This is a genomic window from Arenibacter troitsensis, from assembly GCF_900177645.1.
GTDB classification, from domain to species: Bacteria; Bacteroidota; Bacteroidia; order Flavobacteriales; family Flavobacteriaceae; genus Arenibacter; species Arenibacter troitsensis.
Genome location: NZ_FXAO01000003.1, coordinates 26,834 through 44,771, shown reverse-complemented (window position 1 = coordinate 44,771; position 17,938 = coordinate 26,834). Strand labels below are relative to the sequence as shown.

15 protein-coding genes are annotated in these 17,938 nt (G+C 39.6%); 5 read left to right on the top strand and 10 right to left on the bottom strand.

Going from position 1 to position 17,938, the window contains the following annotated elements:
* Positions 1-28: 28 nt before the first annotated feature.
* From ilvC to B9Y87_RS07270, 9 genes are all read right to left on the bottom strand, one after another.
* Entirely contained in the window at positions 29-1,504 is a 1,476-nt protein-coding gene (gene ilvC / locus B9Y87_RS07310) for a ketol-acid reductoisomerase (RefSeq protein WP_085497676.1), read from the bottom strand.
* A 46-nt stretch (positions 1,505-1,550) separates the two neighbouring features.
* A complete protein-coding gene (gene ilvN, locus B9Y87_RS07305) occupies positions 1,551-2,075 on the bottom strand; it encodes an acetolactate synthase small subunit (protein WP_072861620.1) in 525 nt (174 codons plus the stop codon).
* A 63-nt stretch (positions 2,076-2,138) separates the two neighbouring features.
* Positions 2,139-3,872, bottom strand: coding sequence for a biosynthetic-type acetolactate synthase large subunit (gene ilvB, locus B9Y87_RS07300; RefSeq protein ID WP_085497675.1), 1,734 nt, complete (start codon positions 3,870-3,872; stop codon positions 2,139-2,141).
* A gap of 46 nt (positions 3,873-3,918) precedes the next feature.
* Entirely contained in the window at positions 3,919-5,595 is a 1,677-nt protein-coding gene (gene ilvD, locus B9Y87_RS07295; RefSeq protein ID WP_085497673.1) for a dihydroxy-acid dehydratase, read from the bottom strand.
* A gap of 427 nt (positions 5,596-6,022) precedes the next feature.
* Positions 6,023-6,862, bottom strand: coding sequence for a 5-oxoprolinase subunit C family protein (locus B9Y87_RS07290; protein WP_085497671.1), 840 nt, complete (start codon positions 6,860-6,862; stop codon positions 6,023-6,025).
* Positions 6,855-7,592, bottom strand: coding sequence for a 5-oxoprolinase subunit PxpB (pxpB, locus tag B9Y87_RS07285; RefSeq protein ID WP_085497670.1), 738 nt, complete (start codon positions 7,590-7,592; stop codon positions 6,855-6,857). The genes B9Y87_RS07290 and pxpB overlap by 8 nt, the downstream gene beginning before the upstream one ends.
* The gene (gene pxpA, locus B9Y87_RS07280) at positions 7,589-8,326 is read right to left on the bottom strand and encodes a 5-oxoprolinase subunit PxpA (RefSeq protein WP_085497668.1); all 738 of its coding nucleotides are present in this window, start codon (positions 8,324-8,326) and stop codon (positions 7,589-7,591) included. Before pxpA ends, pxpB begins: the two co-directional genes overlap by 4 nt.
* 4 nt (positions 8,327-8,330) lie before the next feature.
* On the bottom strand, positions 8,331-9,524 hold the full coding sequence (locus B9Y87_RS07275) for an Nramp family divalent metal transporter (protein WP_085497666.1): 1,194 nt from the start codon (positions 9,522-9,524) through the stop codon (positions 8,331-8,333).
* A gap of 1 nt (position 9,525) precedes the next feature.
* Positions 9,526-10,626, bottom strand: coding sequence for a DUF2891 domain-containing protein (locus tag B9Y87_RS07270; protein WP_085497664.1), 1,101 nt, complete (start codon positions 10,624-10,626; stop codon positions 9,526-9,528).
* Positions 10,627-10,957: 331 nt separating this feature from the next.
* Between B9Y87_RS07270 and B9Y87_RS07265 the strand changes: the two genes are divergently transcribed.
* The 3 genes from B9Y87_RS07265 (at position 10,958) to B9Y87_RS07255 (ending at position 13,236) form a co-directional block, all read left to right on the top strand.
* Positions 10,958-11,302, top strand: coding sequence for a hypothetical protein (locus B9Y87_RS07265; protein ID WP_317045118.1), 345 nt, complete (start codon positions 10,958-10,960; stop codon positions 11,300-11,302).
* Positions 11,303-11,399: 97 nt separating this feature from the next.
* Positions 11,400-11,939: a hypothetical protein gene (locus tag B9Y87_RS07260; protein ID WP_085497660.1), complete on the top strand. Its 540-nt coding sequence runs from the start codon at positions 11,400-11,402 to the stop codon at positions 11,937-11,939.
* A gap of 208 nt (positions 11,940-12,147) precedes the next feature.
* Positions 12,148-13,236 carry a Gfo/Idh/MocA family protein gene (locus B9Y87_RS07255; protein ID WP_085498457.1) on the top strand — a complete coding sequence of 363 codons (1,089 nt, stop codon included), beginning with the start codon at positions 12,148-12,150 and terminating at the stop codon, positions 13,234-13,236.
* 363 nt (positions 13,237-13,599) lie between these two features.
* Here B9Y87_RS07255 and B9Y87_RS07250 read toward each other — a convergent pair whose 3' ends face one another.
* Positions 13,600-14,427, bottom strand: coding sequence for a sialate O-acetylesterase (locus tag B9Y87_RS07250; protein WP_217807504.1), 828 nt, complete (start codon positions 14,425-14,427; stop codon positions 13,600-13,602).
* Positions 14,428-15,193: 766 nt separating this feature from the next.
* Here B9Y87_RS07250 and B9Y87_RS07240 point away from each other — a divergent pair.
* Together B9Y87_RS07240 and B9Y87_RS07235 are read left to right on the top strand one after the other, a co-directional pair.
* On the top strand, positions 15,194-16,504 hold the full coding sequence (locus B9Y87_RS07240) for a serine hydrolase domain-containing protein (protein ID WP_085497656.1): 1,311 nt from the start codon (positions 15,194-15,196) through the stop codon (positions 16,502-16,504).
* Positions 16,505-16,912: 408 nt separating this feature from the next.
* Positions 16,913-17,338 carry a hypothetical protein gene (locus tag B9Y87_RS07235; protein WP_085497654.1) on the top strand — a complete coding sequence of 142 codons (426 nt, stop codon included), beginning with the start codon at positions 16,913-16,915 and terminating at the stop codon, positions 17,336-17,338.
* Positions 17,339-17,938: the final 600 nt, after the last annotated feature.

The following is a 17,938-nucleotide window of genomic DNA, read 5'->3' as shown; positions in this document are numbered from 1 at the left end:
GGCAGGCCTTATAATTAGTCAATTATAATTATACTATAGGTTTCATTGCTGTCATGGATGCACGCAACCTTGCTCCAACAATCTCTACAGGATGCTCGCGTAAAGCTTTGTTTACTGCAATTAATTTTGCGTTGTCCACACTTAGATGTTTTTCGTCAGCAAAATGCTTGCCAATAACATCGGTATCGATGGTTTTCATGAAATCGGCCAAAAGTGGCTTACAGGCATGATCAAACAAATAACATCCGTATTCTGCCGTATCGGATATAACCCTGTTCATTTCGAACAATTTCTTTCTAGCAATGGTGTTGGCGATCAATGGAGTTTCATGTAGGGACTCATAATAAGCAGATTCAGCAATAATTCCAGATTCGGTCATGGACTCAAAAGCCAACTCCACACCTGCCCTTACCATAGCCACCATTAGTACACCGTGGTCATAAAATTCCTGTTCAACAATTTTAACAGATCCGGCAGGAGTCTTTTCAAAAGCGGTTTCTCCGGTAGCAGCTCTCCAGGTCAATAGGTTTTTATCATCATTGGCCCAGTCTTCCATCATGGTTTTTGAGAAATGGCCGCTCATAATATCGTCCATATGCTTATGGAAAAGTGGACGCATTATATCCTTTAATTCTTCCGATAGTTCAAAAGCCTTTATCTTCGCAGGATTGGACAAACGATCCATCATATGGGTAATACCTCCGTATTTAAGCCCTTCTGTAATGGTTTCCCATCCGTACTGAATTAACTTGGAAGCATATCCCGCGTCAATTCCTTTTTCGATCATTTTATCAAAACAAAGAATGGAACCAGTTTGCAACAAACCACAAAGTATGGTCTGCTCCCCCATTAAATCTGATTTTACTTCGGCAACAAAGGAAGATTCCAAAACACCTGCCTTATGTCCACCAGTGGCAACAGCATAGGCTTTTGCCTGGGCCAATCCTTTATCCTGAGGGTCATTGTCCGGATGTACCGCAATTAGGGTTGGGACACCAAAACCTCTTTTATATTCCTCACGTACTTCAGATCCCGGACACTTTGGAGCTACCATAATAACGGTTAGATCCTCACGGATCTGCATACCTTCCTCCACAATATTAAAACCGTGGGAGTAAGATAAGGTGGCACCCTTTTTCATTAGGGGCATAACAGCAGAAACTACACTGGTATGTTGTTTGTCCGGAGTTAGGTTAATAACTACATCGGCCGTTGGAATTAGCTCTTCGTAGGTACCAACATTAAATCCGTTTTCACTTGCGTTTAAAAAAGACTGTCTTTTTTCTTTTATAGCTGCACCTCTTAGAGCGTAGGATATGTCCAATCCGGAATCGCGCATATTAAGACCTTGGTTAAGTCCTTGAGCACCACATCCAACGATTACAATTTTTTTCCCTTTTAAAGCGGATACACCATCAGAAAATTCTGTAGATTCCATGAACCTGCATTTCCCCAATTGAGTAAGTTGTTCCCTTAATGATAGTGTATTAAAGTAATTTGCCATTTTTTTAACTCGATTTTATTTCCCGATTAGGCTCGGGCTTGATTATTTATTGATTAAACTCTTTTAATAATGATGAAATTTTCATTTCGGATTTTGTAACCGCAATTCTTCCGGAACGCACAAATTGCATGATGCCATAAGGTTTCAATTGTTGGTACATTTCGTCAATTTCATTTCTTCTTCCGGTCTTTGCCAGTACAAAGAATTCCCTGGATACCGTAACAATTTGGGAATTACTATCCTTAATGATGTTTTGAATATTTCGCTCATCGAACAATAAGGTAGAAGCCACTTTAAATAATGCCGATTCCTGATAGATGGTTTCTTCATCGGTGTGATAGAAGGCCTTGATGACCTCGATCTGCTTTTCTACCTGTCCTACAATATTACGTACCCAATCTTCTGTAGTGTACACTACAATGGTGAATTTTGACACGTGGTCTATTTCCGATTTTGAAACATTTAAACTTTCAATGTTTATATGACGTTTTAAAAATATCCCTGATATTCTGTTCAGTAGTCCAACGCTGTTCTCGGAGTATACTGAAATTGTAAACCATTTTTTTTCCATCTCCTTATCCCAATCCCCCCATCAAAAATATGAAGTTATGGGTAATTTTAATTAATAATTATTTTATTTCAAACGTATATCCGATACTGATGCACCCGAAGGAATCATAGGGAAAACATTGTCCTCTTTTTCTACTTTAACTTCCAAAAAGTACGCATCCTTGGAGGCCAACATTTCTTTTATGGTAGCCTTTAAATCCTTTCTTTCACTAATGCGTTTGGATTCGATGTGGTAGCCTTCTGCAATTTTTACAAAGTCGGGGTTTACCATTACAGTAGAGGCATATCTACTTTCAAAGAAAAGTTCTTGCCATTGACGCACCATTCCCAAATGATCATTGTTTAGTACCACGATTTTAACAGGGGTCTTGTTCTGGAAGATAGTCCCCAATTCCTGAATGGTCATTTGATATCCACCATCACCTATAATGGCAACTACTTCCCTATCCATGGCTCCCATTTTGGCTCCTATGGCAGCTGGTAAAGCGAAGCCCATGGTTCCCAATCCACCGGAAGTTACGTTGCTTTTGGTCTGTTTAAATTTGGCATATCTGCAGGCAATCATTTGATGTTGCCCAACGTCTGAAACTATAATGGCCTTATGGCCACTGGCTATATTGATCTCCTCAATAACTTCGGCCATGGTAAGTTTGTCCTTGGTAGGGTAAACATCATTTTTGATGATCTGCTCAAACTCTATTACATGTTTTTTCTTAAATTCATTGTGCCAGGACTCATGAGTATTGTTTTTGATCATGGGTAGCAACAGGTCCAAGGTAACTTTGGAATCTCCCAATACCGCTACATCTGCTTTAACATTTTTGTTTATTTCAGCAGGATCTATATCGAAATGGATAATTTTTGCCTGTTTGGCGTAGGTATCCAGATTTCCGGTTACCCTGTCGTCAAACCTCATCCCAATGGCAATGAGTACATCGCATTCGTTTGTCAACAGATTGGGCCCGTAATTCCCGTGCATACCTACCATTCCAACATTTAAGGGATGTTCCGTATCCATAGCGGATAGTCCAAGTATGGTCCAAGCTGCAGGAATACCTGCCTTTTCTACCAAGGCTTTTAGTTGTTCCTCAGCTTGCCCTAAAATTACTCCCTGTCCAAAAACGATAAATGGTTTCTTGGCAGCATTGATCAAATTGGCAGCTTCCTCTATGGCCTTGATATTTGGTTTGGGGTAAGGTTTGTAACTGCGAACCCCGGTGCAATGCTCGTAAGAAAAGTCGAACTCATCAATTTGTGCATTTTTGGTAATATCTACCAATACGGGACCTGGCCTACCTGATCTGGCAATATAGAATGCCTTGGCCAAGACCTCTGGGATTTCAGAAGCTTTGGTAACTTGACAGTTCCATTTGGTTACAGGTGTGGAAATTCCGATAATATCTGTTTCCTGAAAAGCGTCGGATCCCAGCAAATGTCTGGCTACCTGACCCGTGATGCAGACCATGGGTGTTGAGTCTATTTGGGCATCGGCAATACCGGTAATCAAATTGGTAGCTCCTGGACCGGAGGTGGCCACTGCCACACCTACTTTTCCTGTTACCCTGGCATAGCCCTGTGCCGCATGGGTAGCTCCCTGCTCATGTCTTGTTAAAATATGGGTTAGCTTGTCCTGAAATTTGTAAAGTTCATCATACAGCGGCATAATTGCCCCTCCAGGATATCCATAAATCAAGTCTACACCCTCAGCCAATAGACAATGGATTATAGCCTCCGCACCACTAATTTTCTTCGTAACCTGCTTAGTTGATGCTGTTTTTTCCTTTTTTAATGTTTCCATAATTGTAGACCTAATCGGTTAACATACTGGGTATAAAACCCATTTATTATATTTCGTCGGTTACACAACCTTGTGAGGCCGAGGATACCGTTCTTGCATATTTGTAAAGACTTCCTTTTTTAACTTTAAGTGGTGGTTGCACCCAATTTTCCCTTCGCTTTTGGATCTCTTCCTCCGATAACGCCACGGAAATACTATTTTTTTCCGCGTCAATGGTAATTATATCCCCATCCTTCAAAAGGCCTATAGTTCCACCATCCTGAGCTTCCGGGCATACATGACCAACAACAAAACCGTGTGTACCACCAGAAAAGCGACCATCCGTAATTAAGGCAACATCTTTCCCTAGTCCGGCACCCATAATGGCTGCTGTGGGCTTCAACATCTCCGGCATCCCTGGACCACCTTTAGGGCCTTCGTACCTTATAACCACAACATCTCCTTTTTTTACCAATCCTTTGCCTATACCGGCATTTGCCAAAAATTCATCATCAAAAACTTTAGCAGGGCCGGTAAAGTGTAATCCTTCCTTTCCTGTAATTTTGGCTACGGCACCATCTTCTGCAAGATTTCCGTACAATATTCTTAAGTGTCCCGTTTCTTTGATCGGAGCGTTCAGAGGTTTAATAATTTGCTGCCCTTCTTTTAAACTTGGAAGTTCTGCAAGGTTTTCGGCCACCGTTTTTCCGGTTACTGTTAAACAATCCCCGTGCAACATACCGTTCTCCAACATAAACTTCATTACCGCCGGAATACCTCCTGCACGATGCAGATCTTCCATTAGGTATTTGCCACTTGGTTTCAAATCTGCCAAGAATGGAGTACTGTCACTAATTTTTTGAAAGTCGTCCAAGGTAAAATCAACATCTGCTGCCTTTGCTATGGCTAAAAAGTGTAAGACAGCGTTGGTAGATCCTCCTAGGAGGGTAAGTAAGCGTACCGCATTTTCAAAAGACTTTTTTGTAATGATGTCGCTGGGCTTAATATCGTTTTCCAATAGATGTCTTAAGGCAAAACCAGCGCTAATGGCATCTTGTTTCTTTTCCTTGCCAATGGCTGGGTTGGAGGAATTATAAGGCAGGGCCATGCCCAAGGCCTCTATAGCGGAAGCCATGGTATTGGCCGTATACATACCACCACAGGCACCTGCTCCCGGACATGCATTTTGAATTACTCCTTTGTAATCCTCCTCGTTCATGGTTCCGGCTACCTTTTCGCCCCATGCTTCAAATGCAGAGACAATATCCAATTTCTTGTCCTTAAAACAGCCGGAGGCAATAGTACCGCCATAAACCAAAACAGATGGTCTGTTCAATCTGATCATGGCCATAAGGGCACCTGGCATATTTTTGTCGCAACCTACAACAGTTACAAGTCCGTCGTAGTTCATAGCTTGTACAACAGTCTCCATAGAATCTGCAATGATATCCCTAGAAGGCAATGAATATCTCATTCCGTAGGTACCCATCGAAATACCATCACTTACTCCTATAGTATTGAACACAAGACCCACCAAGCCCCCTTTTTCGGTTCCAAGTTTTACTTCTTGGGCCAGATCATTTAAGTGCATATTACAGGGATTGCCCTCATAACCTGTACTACCAATACCGATTAAAGGTTTTTTTAAATCCTCTTCTTCCAATCCTATGGCGTATAACATAGCCTGTGCGGCAGGTTGTGTAGGGTCTTGGGTAACGTTTTTGCTAAATTTATTTAATTCCATTAATTTGTATTCTTTGTATTTTAATACTATTCTATATAAACTACAACTACCAAAGATAAAAGTTTAAAAACCCTTGGATTTTTAACATAAAAAATTGATTTAAATTCAATTATAATGATTTAATTTTAAAAAACTGATAATCAGGTATTTAAATACATAAACCATATCATATTCAGTAGGGTTTTATTCTGTGATAAACCTTTTGTTATCGCTTTAAAAAAGAACATAAACCAAAATTATAATTGGGTAAAACCTAAAAAAAGCCTGTATCACATTATGTATGATACAGGCTTTTTAAATATATAGAAATCCGTATCATCCCTGTTATGGGACGACAATGACCAATTTGATTACGGTTCTATTTATTTTCATAGGGCTAAAATTAGGCATTAAAATTTAATTGACAAAGGAATAAAAATCCTTCCTCCTATTTTAATTTAAAACTAACAAGGTCTCCAGATCTTTTTTGCGCTAAAATAGACATGGCCATATCTGATAACTGCAATATTCGTGGATAACCTCCTGTGGTCTGACCATCCTTCATTAGTATGATCAACTTTCCAGCTGGGGTAAGTTGTATTGTACCAGGTAAAGTGGCAGAGGTCAACATGGATATTGCATTGCCTTCAATGGCCTCTTTGAGTTGATATGCCATTCGGTTGTTCTCGTTGGCCACCGAAAATTCCTTGTAAAATATTTGGGACAGTTGTTTGTCTGTCAACAGTTCATATTCTGGACCTTTATAGACTTCCAATTGGGATTTGTCCAATACGGAGGCTACTTTAAGTTCTGAAATTTTAGGATTGAAAAGTTTACATTTTGTATAGGGCAGACTGGATAGTTTCTTAATGGAATCCTGTTCGGTAATTGGTCTAAAGAAAGACCTACTTCCCAATACCACTGCTGTATTGAATCCGTCCTTAATTCCCAAATACCCCCTAAATCCCTTTAGCAACTTTCCATAGGTTAGGACATCCCCGCTCTTTACTTTATAGACTTTGTAGTTGTTAATGGGTTTCTCATTAAGGGTAACCGACATTTCCGCACCACCCAGCACAATATAGGTATCCTGCTCAAATTCCAATGTGGGTCCAGTCATGGTTATCTCCAGTACCGCACTATTTTCATCGTTTTCCAATAAAGTGTTTAGTTTGGAGACAGTGAACGAATCCATTGCCCCGGCAACGGGAACGCCTTTATCCCTGTATCCAAATCTACCGTAATCTTGTACGGTAGTGAAAAAGCCCGATTTTATGATGTTAAGCATCCAGCACTATTTTTTCAATGTTATAAATTCCTACCTCACTTTCAATTTTGTGCAACTGGTATTCCGCCATGGAAATGGGGTAAAACTGTATTTTATCCCCAACTTTAACAAAACAAGGGTTTTCCTTTTTTACGTCGAACATAGGAACAGGACATTTCCCGATTATGTTCCAACCTCCAGGTGAATCCTGTGGGTAAATACCTGTCTGTTTTCCTGCTAGACCAACCGACCCCATAAGTACTCTGGGTCTGGGAGTAGCTTTGCGTGGAACTTCCAAAGCCTCCGGTACACCTCCCAAATACATAAAACCAGGTAAAAAACCTATTCCGTAGACCGTATAGATATTTAGGGAATGCAATTCCGTTATCTTTTCTACGGACATGCTTAATTTTTCGGAAATTTCCTCAAGATCCAACCCAAATTTTAAATCATAACATACCGGTAATCGCCAAAGGTATCTGGTAGCAGGATCTATCTTTCCTTTTTTTGCGTACCAATCCTTTATTTTGGGTTTTAAATAATCAAAATCGAGGACAGTGTCCTTGCAGATCAAAGTAAGGGAATTATAAGCGGGTACAAACTCCCATTCCTTGTCATCCAGATGATTTTTTTTTAAGAACTGAATAAACTGAAGAATCTCGTCCAAAATGGATTCTTCTACCCTATTGGGCCACTCTATCAATATGGCATGGACACCAAATTGCCTTACAGATATGTTGAAAGTAGTCACTTATTTATTGAGATTTGGTTCTTTGGTAAATGTTTGGAAAGATACGTTAATATTTGTAATGTTGAAGGAGAATCCCCGTGAATACAGTAGGTGTCCGCCTTGATTTTTAAGGCCTTTCCGGAAAGGGTCAAAACTTCTCCTTTTTTAACCATTTGTAGCAAATGTCCCAAAACTGCATTGGGATCCTGTAGCAATGCCCTAGGGTCTTTGCGGGATACTAGGGATAAATCATCATTATAATTGCGATCGGCAAACGCCTCGTACTTAATTCGAAATCCCAAGCGCAAGGCTTCCTCCTCTATTTTTGAATTATAGGGAACATACAAAAAAACATTATTCCTATATTTTTCAATACTGTCCAAAAACACCAATGCCAATTCCTTGCTACGTGCCACATCATTATAAAGGGCGCCATGGGGCTTTATGTGGTTTAACGGAGTGCCCAAAGATTTGAGGACTGTATTTAAATCCTCAATTTGTGAAAGGATACTTTTTTTCAACTCAACCTTTGATATGTTGAAGCTGTTTCTTCCAAAATTCTCCCTATCCGGATATGAGGGGTGTGCCCCTATCAGTACTTTTTGTTTTTTGGCCATTAAGGCAATTTGCCACATGCTATTGGTGTCCCCGGCATGGCCACCGCAGGCAATATTACAAGAAGTAATTAAGGGCAACAGTTGTGCTTCGTTGCCTACCCCCTCCCCTATATCACAATTTATATCGATACTTATCATGTCCTTAAAATAGCCCAAATACTGTTAATATACTTTTTGCCCCCAGGATTGCCGATAATATTATGATGTTAATCCCCATTACATTTTGAAATTGGGTATTTTGATACTCCTGCATTACTGTTTTTCGGTTAACGATCCACAGTAGAAAAATAGATATAATCGGCAATAGCATCCCGTTGGTTACTTGGGCAAATTTGATGATCTCCAAAGGTTTTATGCCTACGGACATAAAAAGTACGCCTACCAATAAAATGGTCATCCAAACTAATTTAAACCTTATATTGTCCATGGTCGTATTCCATCCAAAACAACTATTGGCCACATAGGCTGCCGCCAAAGGTGCGGTAATGGCAGAGGTTACCCCGGCCGCAAAAAGTCCGATCCCCATAAAATATTTGGCACTTTCCCCATAAAGTGGTTCCAAACCTTTGGTCATATCCATAACATTGGTTATTTGGCTGGAAGGAATAGCAGCTGCGGCAACCACTATTGACATGGATACCATGCCGCCAAGGGCAATGGAAATGACGGTATCCCTACGCGCTTCCTTTAAATTCTCTTGGGATTTCCATTTTTCACTTACCAAGGAGGTATGTAGGAATAGATTATAAGGTACTACCGTGGTGCCTACCAGGGCAATGATATTCAAAATACTTCCATCCGGCGTTTTGGGAATAAAAAGACCTTGTATTATAGCTGAAATATCCGGTCCTGTAATGATGGCCGTCAAGAGAAAGGAGATGCTCATGATTACTACTAAGGAAACCAGTACCTTTTCCAAAACCCGATAATTACCAAGAAGCAAGAGTAGAAATGCAAAAATCCCTACAATCCAAGGATAAAAACTTTGATATTCTGGCCCAAATATGGCCTCCAGGCCTAAGGAAGCACCACCTATATTACCGCCTTCATAAGCGGCATTGCCTATAACTATTGCCGATAGGATCAAACCCAATACCAACATTTTTATCCAACGCACACCGATCTCTTCCTTTATGGCGTTGGCCAACCCTTTTTGGGTTATAATTCCCAATCTCGCAGCCATTTCCTGTAATACCACGGTGGCCACTACGGATAACAATAGTGCCCATAGAAGTAAATATCCATATTGTACCCCGGCCATGGAGCAAACGGTAACGGTGCCAGGACCAATAAAGGCTGCCGCAACCAAAACCCCTGGCCCCATTTTCAATTTCATCTTATTGAACTGTATTTAAGGCGTATAATGCAAAACTTCCCAACCAATGGGTGCCACTGTAATTATCATCAACAATACCGGGAAGGGAATAATTAATATGCGCGGCGGCAATTTGTTTTAAATGTGCGTATTGGGGAAGTGTCTCCGCAATACCGTAAAAACACCAGGCCCTGCTAAAATTGAGGCCATCCAAATGCACCAATTTTCCATCGGTTCTGTCCGAAACTATTCCTGGTTCTAACTGAAATTGGGGGTCAGCCACTTGGGGCAAAAATTTATCCAACCATATTTTAAACTTTTCTGGACTGTAGATTTTTCTGACCAGATTGGCCTCTTCCAGGCAGGGCGATAAGAAATCGAATCCGCTAGGTTCCCAAATCATAGGACAATCTGCATCGTTTTCATAAAAACGGGCAACACTTGAAGTAATGGCGTTCTTTAAGGCTTCGTCCTCGAGAACAACCGCATAATCCCAAGCCATGGAAAGTCCAAATGCGGTGTTGGTGTGTTCTCCCACTCTGATGGGATATTTTAATTTGGGTAAAAATTCCAAGTAGGAGGCCACAATAAAATTTGTCAACGGCTGTAAATTAACCTCTAGATCACGTGCCAAAGGATCCTTCCAGGTATGGAGCTCTTCGGCTAATTTCAAGATCCATGCCCATCCATAAGTACGTTCAAATGAATTATTTCCTATCATATTAAAATAGGCTACTTCGGCCAATATATTTTCTTTAGAAATGTTTTCTACCAATTTATGGCGAATTGTAGAAGCTTGATTTAAACTAGGAAATTGCTTTAGTAAGGAAACCAAGGACCAGTGACCATGAACAGAGGAATGCCAGTCATAGCAACCATAAAACGCCGGGTGCAATTGTTTAGGACTTCCCAAATGGGTAGAATCCTGAAGTGACTGGTTCAGTTTGTTGGGATATTCGGTTTGAAGGCACTCCAAAGGCAGGCGAACCAATCGGTTGGCCTCATTAAAAGTAAGTTCAGGCAGTGCATGGGATGGAGCATCTTTAGGCTCTGTATTTTGCTGGTCCCTACAGCCCAATAGCATTACAATACATATAAAGGAGAACATTATTGTTTTGAACATTATTCTAAAGTTTGTTGTTTATGGTTTAAAATAGCGAATATGTAAATATATAGGGATATTCCAAAATGCCGAAGAATATTTGTTTTTTAAAGGCCATGTGGTTTAAAAAGTAGGTCGTTCATCTAAAAAGTTGCAGTTCGTCTAAAAGATGGCCTTTTTGGAGAACCCCCACATAATAATCCAAAAATATTATGGTTATAATAGTCCCAAATTAAATTTTTAACCTACTTGAATGACATGTTTAGATTGTAACAAAGAGCTTGATTATCTTGACCACAAAAGTGCGATGGATCTATTAGGCATTGAGCTTTGTGCGAAGCATAGAGGCCGCATGGAAAAGCTTATCAAACTTAAAAGAACCCCCAAGGAAGCCATACAATTATATTATGGATTAAAAGATGCAGGCGTAAATCCAATGCTCGAATGGTGGGATGGAAAAAAATCAGTGGATATTGCTATATCCAGAGTTAAGCTCAATATAGAAATAGATACAGAATACCATTCCCTTACCCATGAACAGGCTATAAACGATTTGGAAGAAGCCATGCACTCTTTTAGAAATGGATTTACCACCATTCGTATCCCCCACGTACTGATTAAGTATTATTTAAAGGAGACAGTAGATAATATATTAGGCATAATGGAAGGGCTAAAAGCCAATATCAAGGTCCTGTAGCAGGGATAGTGGTGCCATGGGGAAATGTCTTTTAACAAGGGCAAAGGGCAATTCAGGTATGCCAAACTGAAATGCAGTGAATCTTAAAAACAATTTTATGGAAACAGAAAAGAAGATTTTGAGAATACCTTTAAGAATTGCCATTTCCCTACTTGTTGTTGGATTTTTATGTAAGATTTTGCACTTTAAGAGCATTGCAAATCCTATTATATTGATTTCACTCGTTGCCATTGGGCTATTGTACGCATTGCGATTTTGGAATAAAGCACAAAAGGGATTTCTCCAATACAACAAATTAGTTCTGGTAACCTCGTGGTCTTTAAATGGAATTTTCAAGATTCTGGATATATCCCACAATGAATTTTTTCAAGTCGTTGGCGGATTTGCCTTCATTATTTGGATTATTATGGAAGGCACAACATATCTCATTGATGACAAGGGAGATGATAGAAGCGATATTGCTTATTTTATGTGGAATACCATGATGATTATTGGCATACTGGCCATAATTATAGGTAGCCTTACCAAAATATTGGAATGGGAATATGCTACCCCAACCCTGATTACCGGATTTATACTTGTTGCCGCTTACATTTTAAAGGACCTGTTGGTCCAAAACCTGCAGAAAAAGGAATAACGATATAGTTATCTCTTATTTATCAACATCGTAGTTATTTTCAATGTTGTGGGATGTTACATTAAAGCCTAACTGCCAAAGAATTGAACTGCCTCAAAATTAAATTCTGCGCCAGGTAATACTATCTGTACATTCTATGCAAATGGTTTGCCAAATTTTTATGGAATTATCAAATTTTTGTAGTATTTTTTGCCTTCAATTTGAAACTATGGAAAAACAAAGGCGAATATTTATTCAGAAGGCAGGCTTGATTGCTGCGGCAAGTGCATTTACACCTCAAATATTACTATCCACGAACAGGTCACAAAAGAAAAAATTAGGGGTTGCCCTTGTTGGATTGGGTTATTACAGTACCGATCTCCTTGCCCCTGCCCTACAATTGACGAACAATTGTGAATTAAGGGGTATAGTTACAGGCAGTCCTGAAAAAATTCCGGTTTGGAAGGAAAAATATGGTATTGCGGATAAGAATGTATACAATTACAAAAATTTTGATACCATTGCCAATAATCCGGATATTGATGTGGTATACGTGGTCTTACCACCGTCCATGCATGCCGAATATACCATAAGGGCAGCCAAGGCTGGTAAGCATGTTTGGTGCGAAAAACCAATGGCCCCTACGGTAGCCGATTGTGAAGCGATGATCAAGGCCTGTAAGGATAATAAAGTGAAACTGGCTATCGGGTACCGTTGTCAGCACGACCCCAATATTCAGGCCTATATGAAAGTAGGTAAGGAAAGGCCTTTTGGTAAAGTACGGATGGTGACTTCGGCTGCTGGATATTTTGATGGCAGGACCAACCATTGGAAACAAAATAAAAAATTAGGAGGTGGAGTAATGGGCGATATGGGCGTGTACGCACTACAAGGAGCCCGTTTGGCCACAGGGGAAGAACCTATTTCAGTAATGGCGCAGGCCTCTACGACCAGACCTGAAATATATCACGAGGTTGAGGAGACCATGATGTTTCAATTGGAATTTCCCAGTGGTGCCAGGGCATCCTGTCAGACCAGTTTTGGTATAAATATGAACCATCTTCAGGTGAACTACGAAAAAGGCTGGCTCAAAATGGAACCTCACAGTTCATACAATGGCAACAACGGAAGTATGTCCGACGGAACGATCATTAAATTTTCCATCCCCAATCAGCAGGCAAAACAAATGGATGAAGATGCATTGGCCATTATGGAGAAAACCGACTTAATTGTTCCAGGTGAGGAAGGACTGCGCGATATTCGTGTGGTTGAGGCCATTTACAAATCGGCCGCACAGAACTGTGTGGTAAAATTGTAGTTTTTATAGGGTTTATGATCAGAAAATCATCGGTAAACCGCTGTTTTTGTTGGTTTTAAGGTTTTGTAGGATTTTACTTTCGTAGATGATTTTGACCCTTCATCCGAATTGGGGTCAGGTCGTCGAAATTATGTTCCATACATGGGAAGTAAAATCCTTTTCCCTTCAATTTGGGGTTTTATATATATAAACCCAATCTTATGAAGGAAAATACTACATTAAACGAATTTTTATTTTATCTCTTTTGTGTTTTTTGTGTCGCTTGGGCCATTTATGTATTAACCTCCTAACTTAGGTTGCCAAAGTGGGAAACCGTATTTTTGGCAAACCATCGTAAAAAGGTTGGTATACGCCAAATTTTGGTTAATGCTGTAATTTAAGAAATTCATTGGCATACCTTACACCCAGGATTCGCTGCGCTTGGGAATCGAAGTGGACCTTATCCCCTTTTTCATTTAGGTCTTGGGTATTGATGGTCCCCGCATTTGGATCGGTGGATACATAGTATTTAATGTGGTCATTGATCTTAGACCATAAGGGATTGGTGGAATAACTGCCTAGTTGCCCTACTACTATGGTTGTCTCCTGGTTGCCAACTACCTTTCTGAATTGATAGAACAATTCCGATAATTTACTTTGGTACAATGGCGCGTCCTTGGTTTTGGCATCACTTTCGCCCTGATGCCATAGAATGCCTTTTACGGTGCCGTATTGCATACCCAATTCTGCCATTCTTTTGAAATTGGAAAAAAGTTTAACCTCCCTATGGATGGAATCGTTCAACCACTGTGAAATTGAGCTTCCCCCCACCGCAGTGGGCACCATTAATACCGATATACTGTCAGGGATATGTTTTATAAGGGTCTTACCAAAAGAAAGACCACTATCCAATCCGGCCATTGTTGGTTCATAAAAATGTAAGGGTTCTTTGGCAACGATGATATTCCCACGCTCGTTCAAGGTATATACTCTATTGTTGGGAACGGTGTCTTGAGGCTCTACCAACCCTCTGCCAGCCATATTGGATTGCCCGGCAAGGATAAAAACCCATAAATTATCTTTTACGGGAATATTGTCTACAGTTAATTCGACTTTTGGAAAAAATTGGGTCCTTTCATTTGTGTGCTGCCCATAGCCTATGGATAGCATGGAAAACAAAACTATGGTAAGATGAAATATTTTATAGATCATATGGAAATTGTCTTTACATGGTCTCCCAAATATAGGTCGAAATTATTATTCTACGGTAATTGTGGATTTATGATTGATTTTGAAATTGCAGCAGTGGTTATAAAGCACATGTTATGGGCTTCCGAATGCATTTGAATAGCCCTCAGAACCAAACGGGCAACTGTTATTATGATATTAGGGTTAAGTGTCACTTCCTTTAATCTTCCATTGTTATTGGATGTTTCCCCATTAGTAGAACAACCTTATTGGTATATTCCGTATCCACTTTTTTGTTTATTGTTCACAAATGAAGATACCAAGGCATATGACTTGCGTAGATGGAGGAATCCAGTAAATTTTCTGGATTTTGCCTTTTATCGCCCCCGCTAAAAAACGACATCCGACGATCCCATTGCTACATTATTTTGTTGGATAGTAGATTTCATGGTTGTTATTCTAGGGTTTGGCATCTAAAGTACCTTTTCCATCTTTTTCTGTCCATTGTACTGTGCTATGGTTTAAGTGGTTTTTCTTATTGAAAATGTTTTGCAACAATATGGGCCCTTACATTATATAGAATTATTTAGCTAGTTGTTTATGGTTAATTGTTATTGGAAATGTGCCAAGACTTTTGTAGGCAATAACTTACCTCCGACTATGGTGTCTTACTAAGCCTGAAATTAGTGTTAAAAAAAAGAATATTTATAAGAATTTATGCATTTCGTCCGTTATTTGAGTATATCATCCTATATTTAAGCTGTCTTATAATAATTTAAAATACACCCCAATGAAGAGAAGCAAAATCTGGATCGGAATTTCGCTTTTTGTCCTAACGTTAATAGCCCTTGTTTTAAACGCCTTTACGTCGGCCCCAGATACCGTGTCCGAAGTAGCCTTTACCAGTACCGATCATTTAAATGATGTATTGTCTGCCAAGGAAGAATGGCTTTATAAAAGAAACCGGGAAGAATTGAAAGTAGCCATCAACGGCTATTTTGATAAAGCTATCTCGGCTGGGGATATTGTAGGCGCGGGAGTGAGTATAGTAATGGGTGATTCTATTGTAATTTCGGATGGATTCGGTAAAAGAAACATTAATCGGGACGAGCGTGTGGATGGTGGTACTATTTTTAGATTGGGGTCCCTTTCCAAAGGTTTTGCTGGGGTATTGGCTGCCGAACTAAAGGAGGAAGGCAAGTTGCATTGGGAGGATAAGGTACATGACTTTATACCGGAATTTAAATTAGGAGATTTGGACAATACCAACAAAATAACTTTGGCCAATATTTTATCTCACACTGCTGGTACTCCTTATCATAGTTATACAAATCTTGTGGAGGCCGGACTGCCGTTGCAAACTATCGCCGAACGCTTTAAAGAAATAACCCCTATCAGTGAACCGGGATCCATGTACAGTTATCAGAATGCCATGTTTGCGCTTTGTGGTGAAATGATACAAAAAGCAACCGGACAAGATATCAGTGAGGTGTTGACCAATACTTTTTTTAATCCGTTGGGTATGTGTTCTACCACTATGGATTACGAAACTTTGGCGCATATGGAAAATGTGGCCATGCCACACTCCAAAAGAAGAAACGGCTGGAGAACATTGCCACTTTCAAACAATTATTACAATGCTATTGCAGCGGGGGGCATAAGTGCCAGTTCCAATGATATGGCCAAATGGATGCGGTTTTTATTGGGGAATAACCCTGAATTGATGAGCAAATCTGCTCTTGCAGAGACTTTTTCCCCATTTATAGAAATTAAAGGGGAAAGCAAGTATTACCAACATTGGCCAGGACATAAAACCTCTTACTATGGCTATGGATGGAGAATTCATAAATTTATTGAGAAGGATTCAGATCAAGAAAAAACGATTTGGCATCATGGAGGAAGTGTCAATAACTACAGAAACGAAATTGCCATTTATCCAGAAGCCGATTTGGGTATCTGCGTCCTATTGAGCAACAACAGTAGAATTGCCAAAACCGTGATTCCTGATCTGTATGCTTTGGTAAAGGATATTTTTGGAATAACCAACCCTTACCATCATCAGAACAGCGGTAATGATCTGGTACAGCTGCATTTTGAATAGACATTTGTAAGTTGAAAGTTGAATGTTCAAGGTTTGTTGATGGTTGCTGATTTCTATTTACCTGCCTGTCCCTATCCAATTGTCCATAACATAGTCCAGTAGAGCTTGCGTACCACTTGTTTTACGGTGAGGCTGGCTCTGGTCCCATTTAATTATTCATAACATAGCCCTGTAGGGAAAACATGGCGCTCGGACAGCGGGCCATTAAATAAATAGTACTTATAACGTTTATTCCTGAGGTTATTTCTATCCGGTCTGCTAAGGTCACATGTTTATTGTATATTCATTTATTTATCAAGTTGATACAAATTATCCTTGTGAATAACCATAATATATTACCTTAGTTTTATGAGAGGGGTATTATTAACAACTATATTCCTGTGTTATAATGCATTTTATACTTTGAATATGAAAAAAATACTCACAGCCTTACTTTTAGTTAGCAGCTTGACATCATTTTCTCAGTCGGAAATAATTATCGGGCAATACTTTCTTAAATTAGGAAACGAAAAGCATCAAATTGAGTACAGATTAAATCTTAAAGCAGATGGCACATTTGAATTTCATTCTTATATCAATAATCAAAATGGAATTCCACCAATAGTGCATAAATACGGAAAAGGGACTTGGATATTAGATGATAAAGTGGTTTCATTTCTAACGAACAAGGAAAAGGACTTGAACGAAAAATATACTTTGGACTTTAGTGGATCGAAAGCAAGATTTGTCACAAAACCTTTACGGGACAAAACGGACAGGGTAGTAAGAACGAGATTAAAGTTTTTTGAAAGTAAAATCTTTTGGATAGAAGGATTGGATATTTTCAAAACTTAAAAAACGCATTACCATAACTAAATCATCGTGTAGTCCCCCCGCTAGTGCGAGCGTCACGCTCGTACTAATATATTTTTAATCGGTTTCTTCTGAATTAAATATCCTACGAACCGGGAAGCACCTATAAGTCTATTCATTACTTGTTTTAATAGGAAGTCTATACCCTTTAAGCTTAAAATTGTGGGCACGAGCCCACCTCGCCGTTAGTCAGGCGTGCTTCAGTTGGTTTTTAAGCTAGTGTCCGAATACAATTCTTGGTAATTCTACCCCTTTTGGTGCAAGCATCGCTTTTGCGTTCTGTTAAAGAAATTACTTGGATCCGTAAAACTTAATTATTAATTGGGTTGTGGCATTTATGGAAGACGTCCTAGGTGAAATAAGCCTTATTTTGTTTATAGCCTTGATTTCAAATAAGCAAAAGCCAAACACTATTCATGAATCCTCCCCTCCTTGGAGGGGATTGAGGGGTGGGTAATCTGATGAGAAAAATTATACCTATTACCCTAGCTAGCTGGTGCGTCACGCCTACCTCGCGTCAGGCAGGCTCGTACCCAATTACAATTATTGCCAAGTAGGTTGGTTATAATTATTCAGCGAGGA

Coding starts and splice junctions, on each gene's coding strand:
- ilvD (WP_085497673.1), bottom strand. CDS start 5,595: ATGGAATTAAATAAATTTAGCAAAAACGTTACCCAAGACCCTACACAA.
- B9Y87_RS07275 (WP_085497666.1), bottom strand. CDS start 9,524: ATGAAATTGAAAATGGGGCCAGGGGTTTTGGTTGCGGCAGCCTTTATT.
- ilvB (WP_085497675.1), bottom strand. CDS start 3,872: ATGGAAACATTAAAAAAGGAAAAAACAGCATCAACTAAGCAGGTTACG.
- pxpA (WP_085497668.1), bottom strand. CDS start 8,326: ATGATAAGTATCGATATAAATTGTGATATAGGGGAGGGGGTAGGCAAC.
- B9Y87_RS07240 (WP_085497656.1), top strand. CDS start 15,194: ATGAAGAGAAGCAAAATCTGGATCGGAATTTCGCTTTTTGTCCTAACG.
- B9Y87_RS07250 (WP_217807504.1), bottom strand. CDS start 14,427: ATGATCTATAAAATATTTCATCTTACCATAGTTTTGTTTTCCATGCTA.
- B9Y87_RS07270 (WP_085497664.1), bottom strand. CDS start 10,626: ATGTTCAAAACAATAATGTTCTCCTTTATATGTATTGTAATGCTATTG.
- B9Y87_RS07290 (WP_085497671.1), bottom strand. CDS start 6,862: ATGCTTAACATCATAAAATCGGGCTTTTTCACTACCGTACAAGATTAC.
- ilvN (WP_072861620.1), bottom strand. CDS start 2,075: ATGGAAAAAAAATGGTTTACAATTTCAGTATACTCCGAGAACAGCGTT.
- B9Y87_RS07235 (WP_085497654.1), top strand. CDS start 16,913: ATGAAAAAAATACTCACAGCCTTACTTTTAGTTAGCAGCTTGACATCA.
- B9Y87_RS07260 (WP_085497660.1), top strand. CDS start 11,400: ATGGAAACAGAAAAGAAGATTTTGAGAATACCTTTAAGAATTGCCATT.
- B9Y87_RS07265 (WP_317045118.1), top strand. CDS start 10,958: ATGGAAAAGCTTATCAAACTTAAAAGAACCCCCAAGGAAGCCATACAA.
- B9Y87_RS07255 (WP_085498457.1), top strand. CDS start 12,148: ATGGAAAAACAAAGGCGAATATTTATTCAGAAGGCAGGCTTGATTGCT.
- ilvC (WP_085497676.1), bottom strand. CDS start 1,504: ATGGCAAATTACTTTAATACACTATCATTAAGGGAACAACTTACTCAA.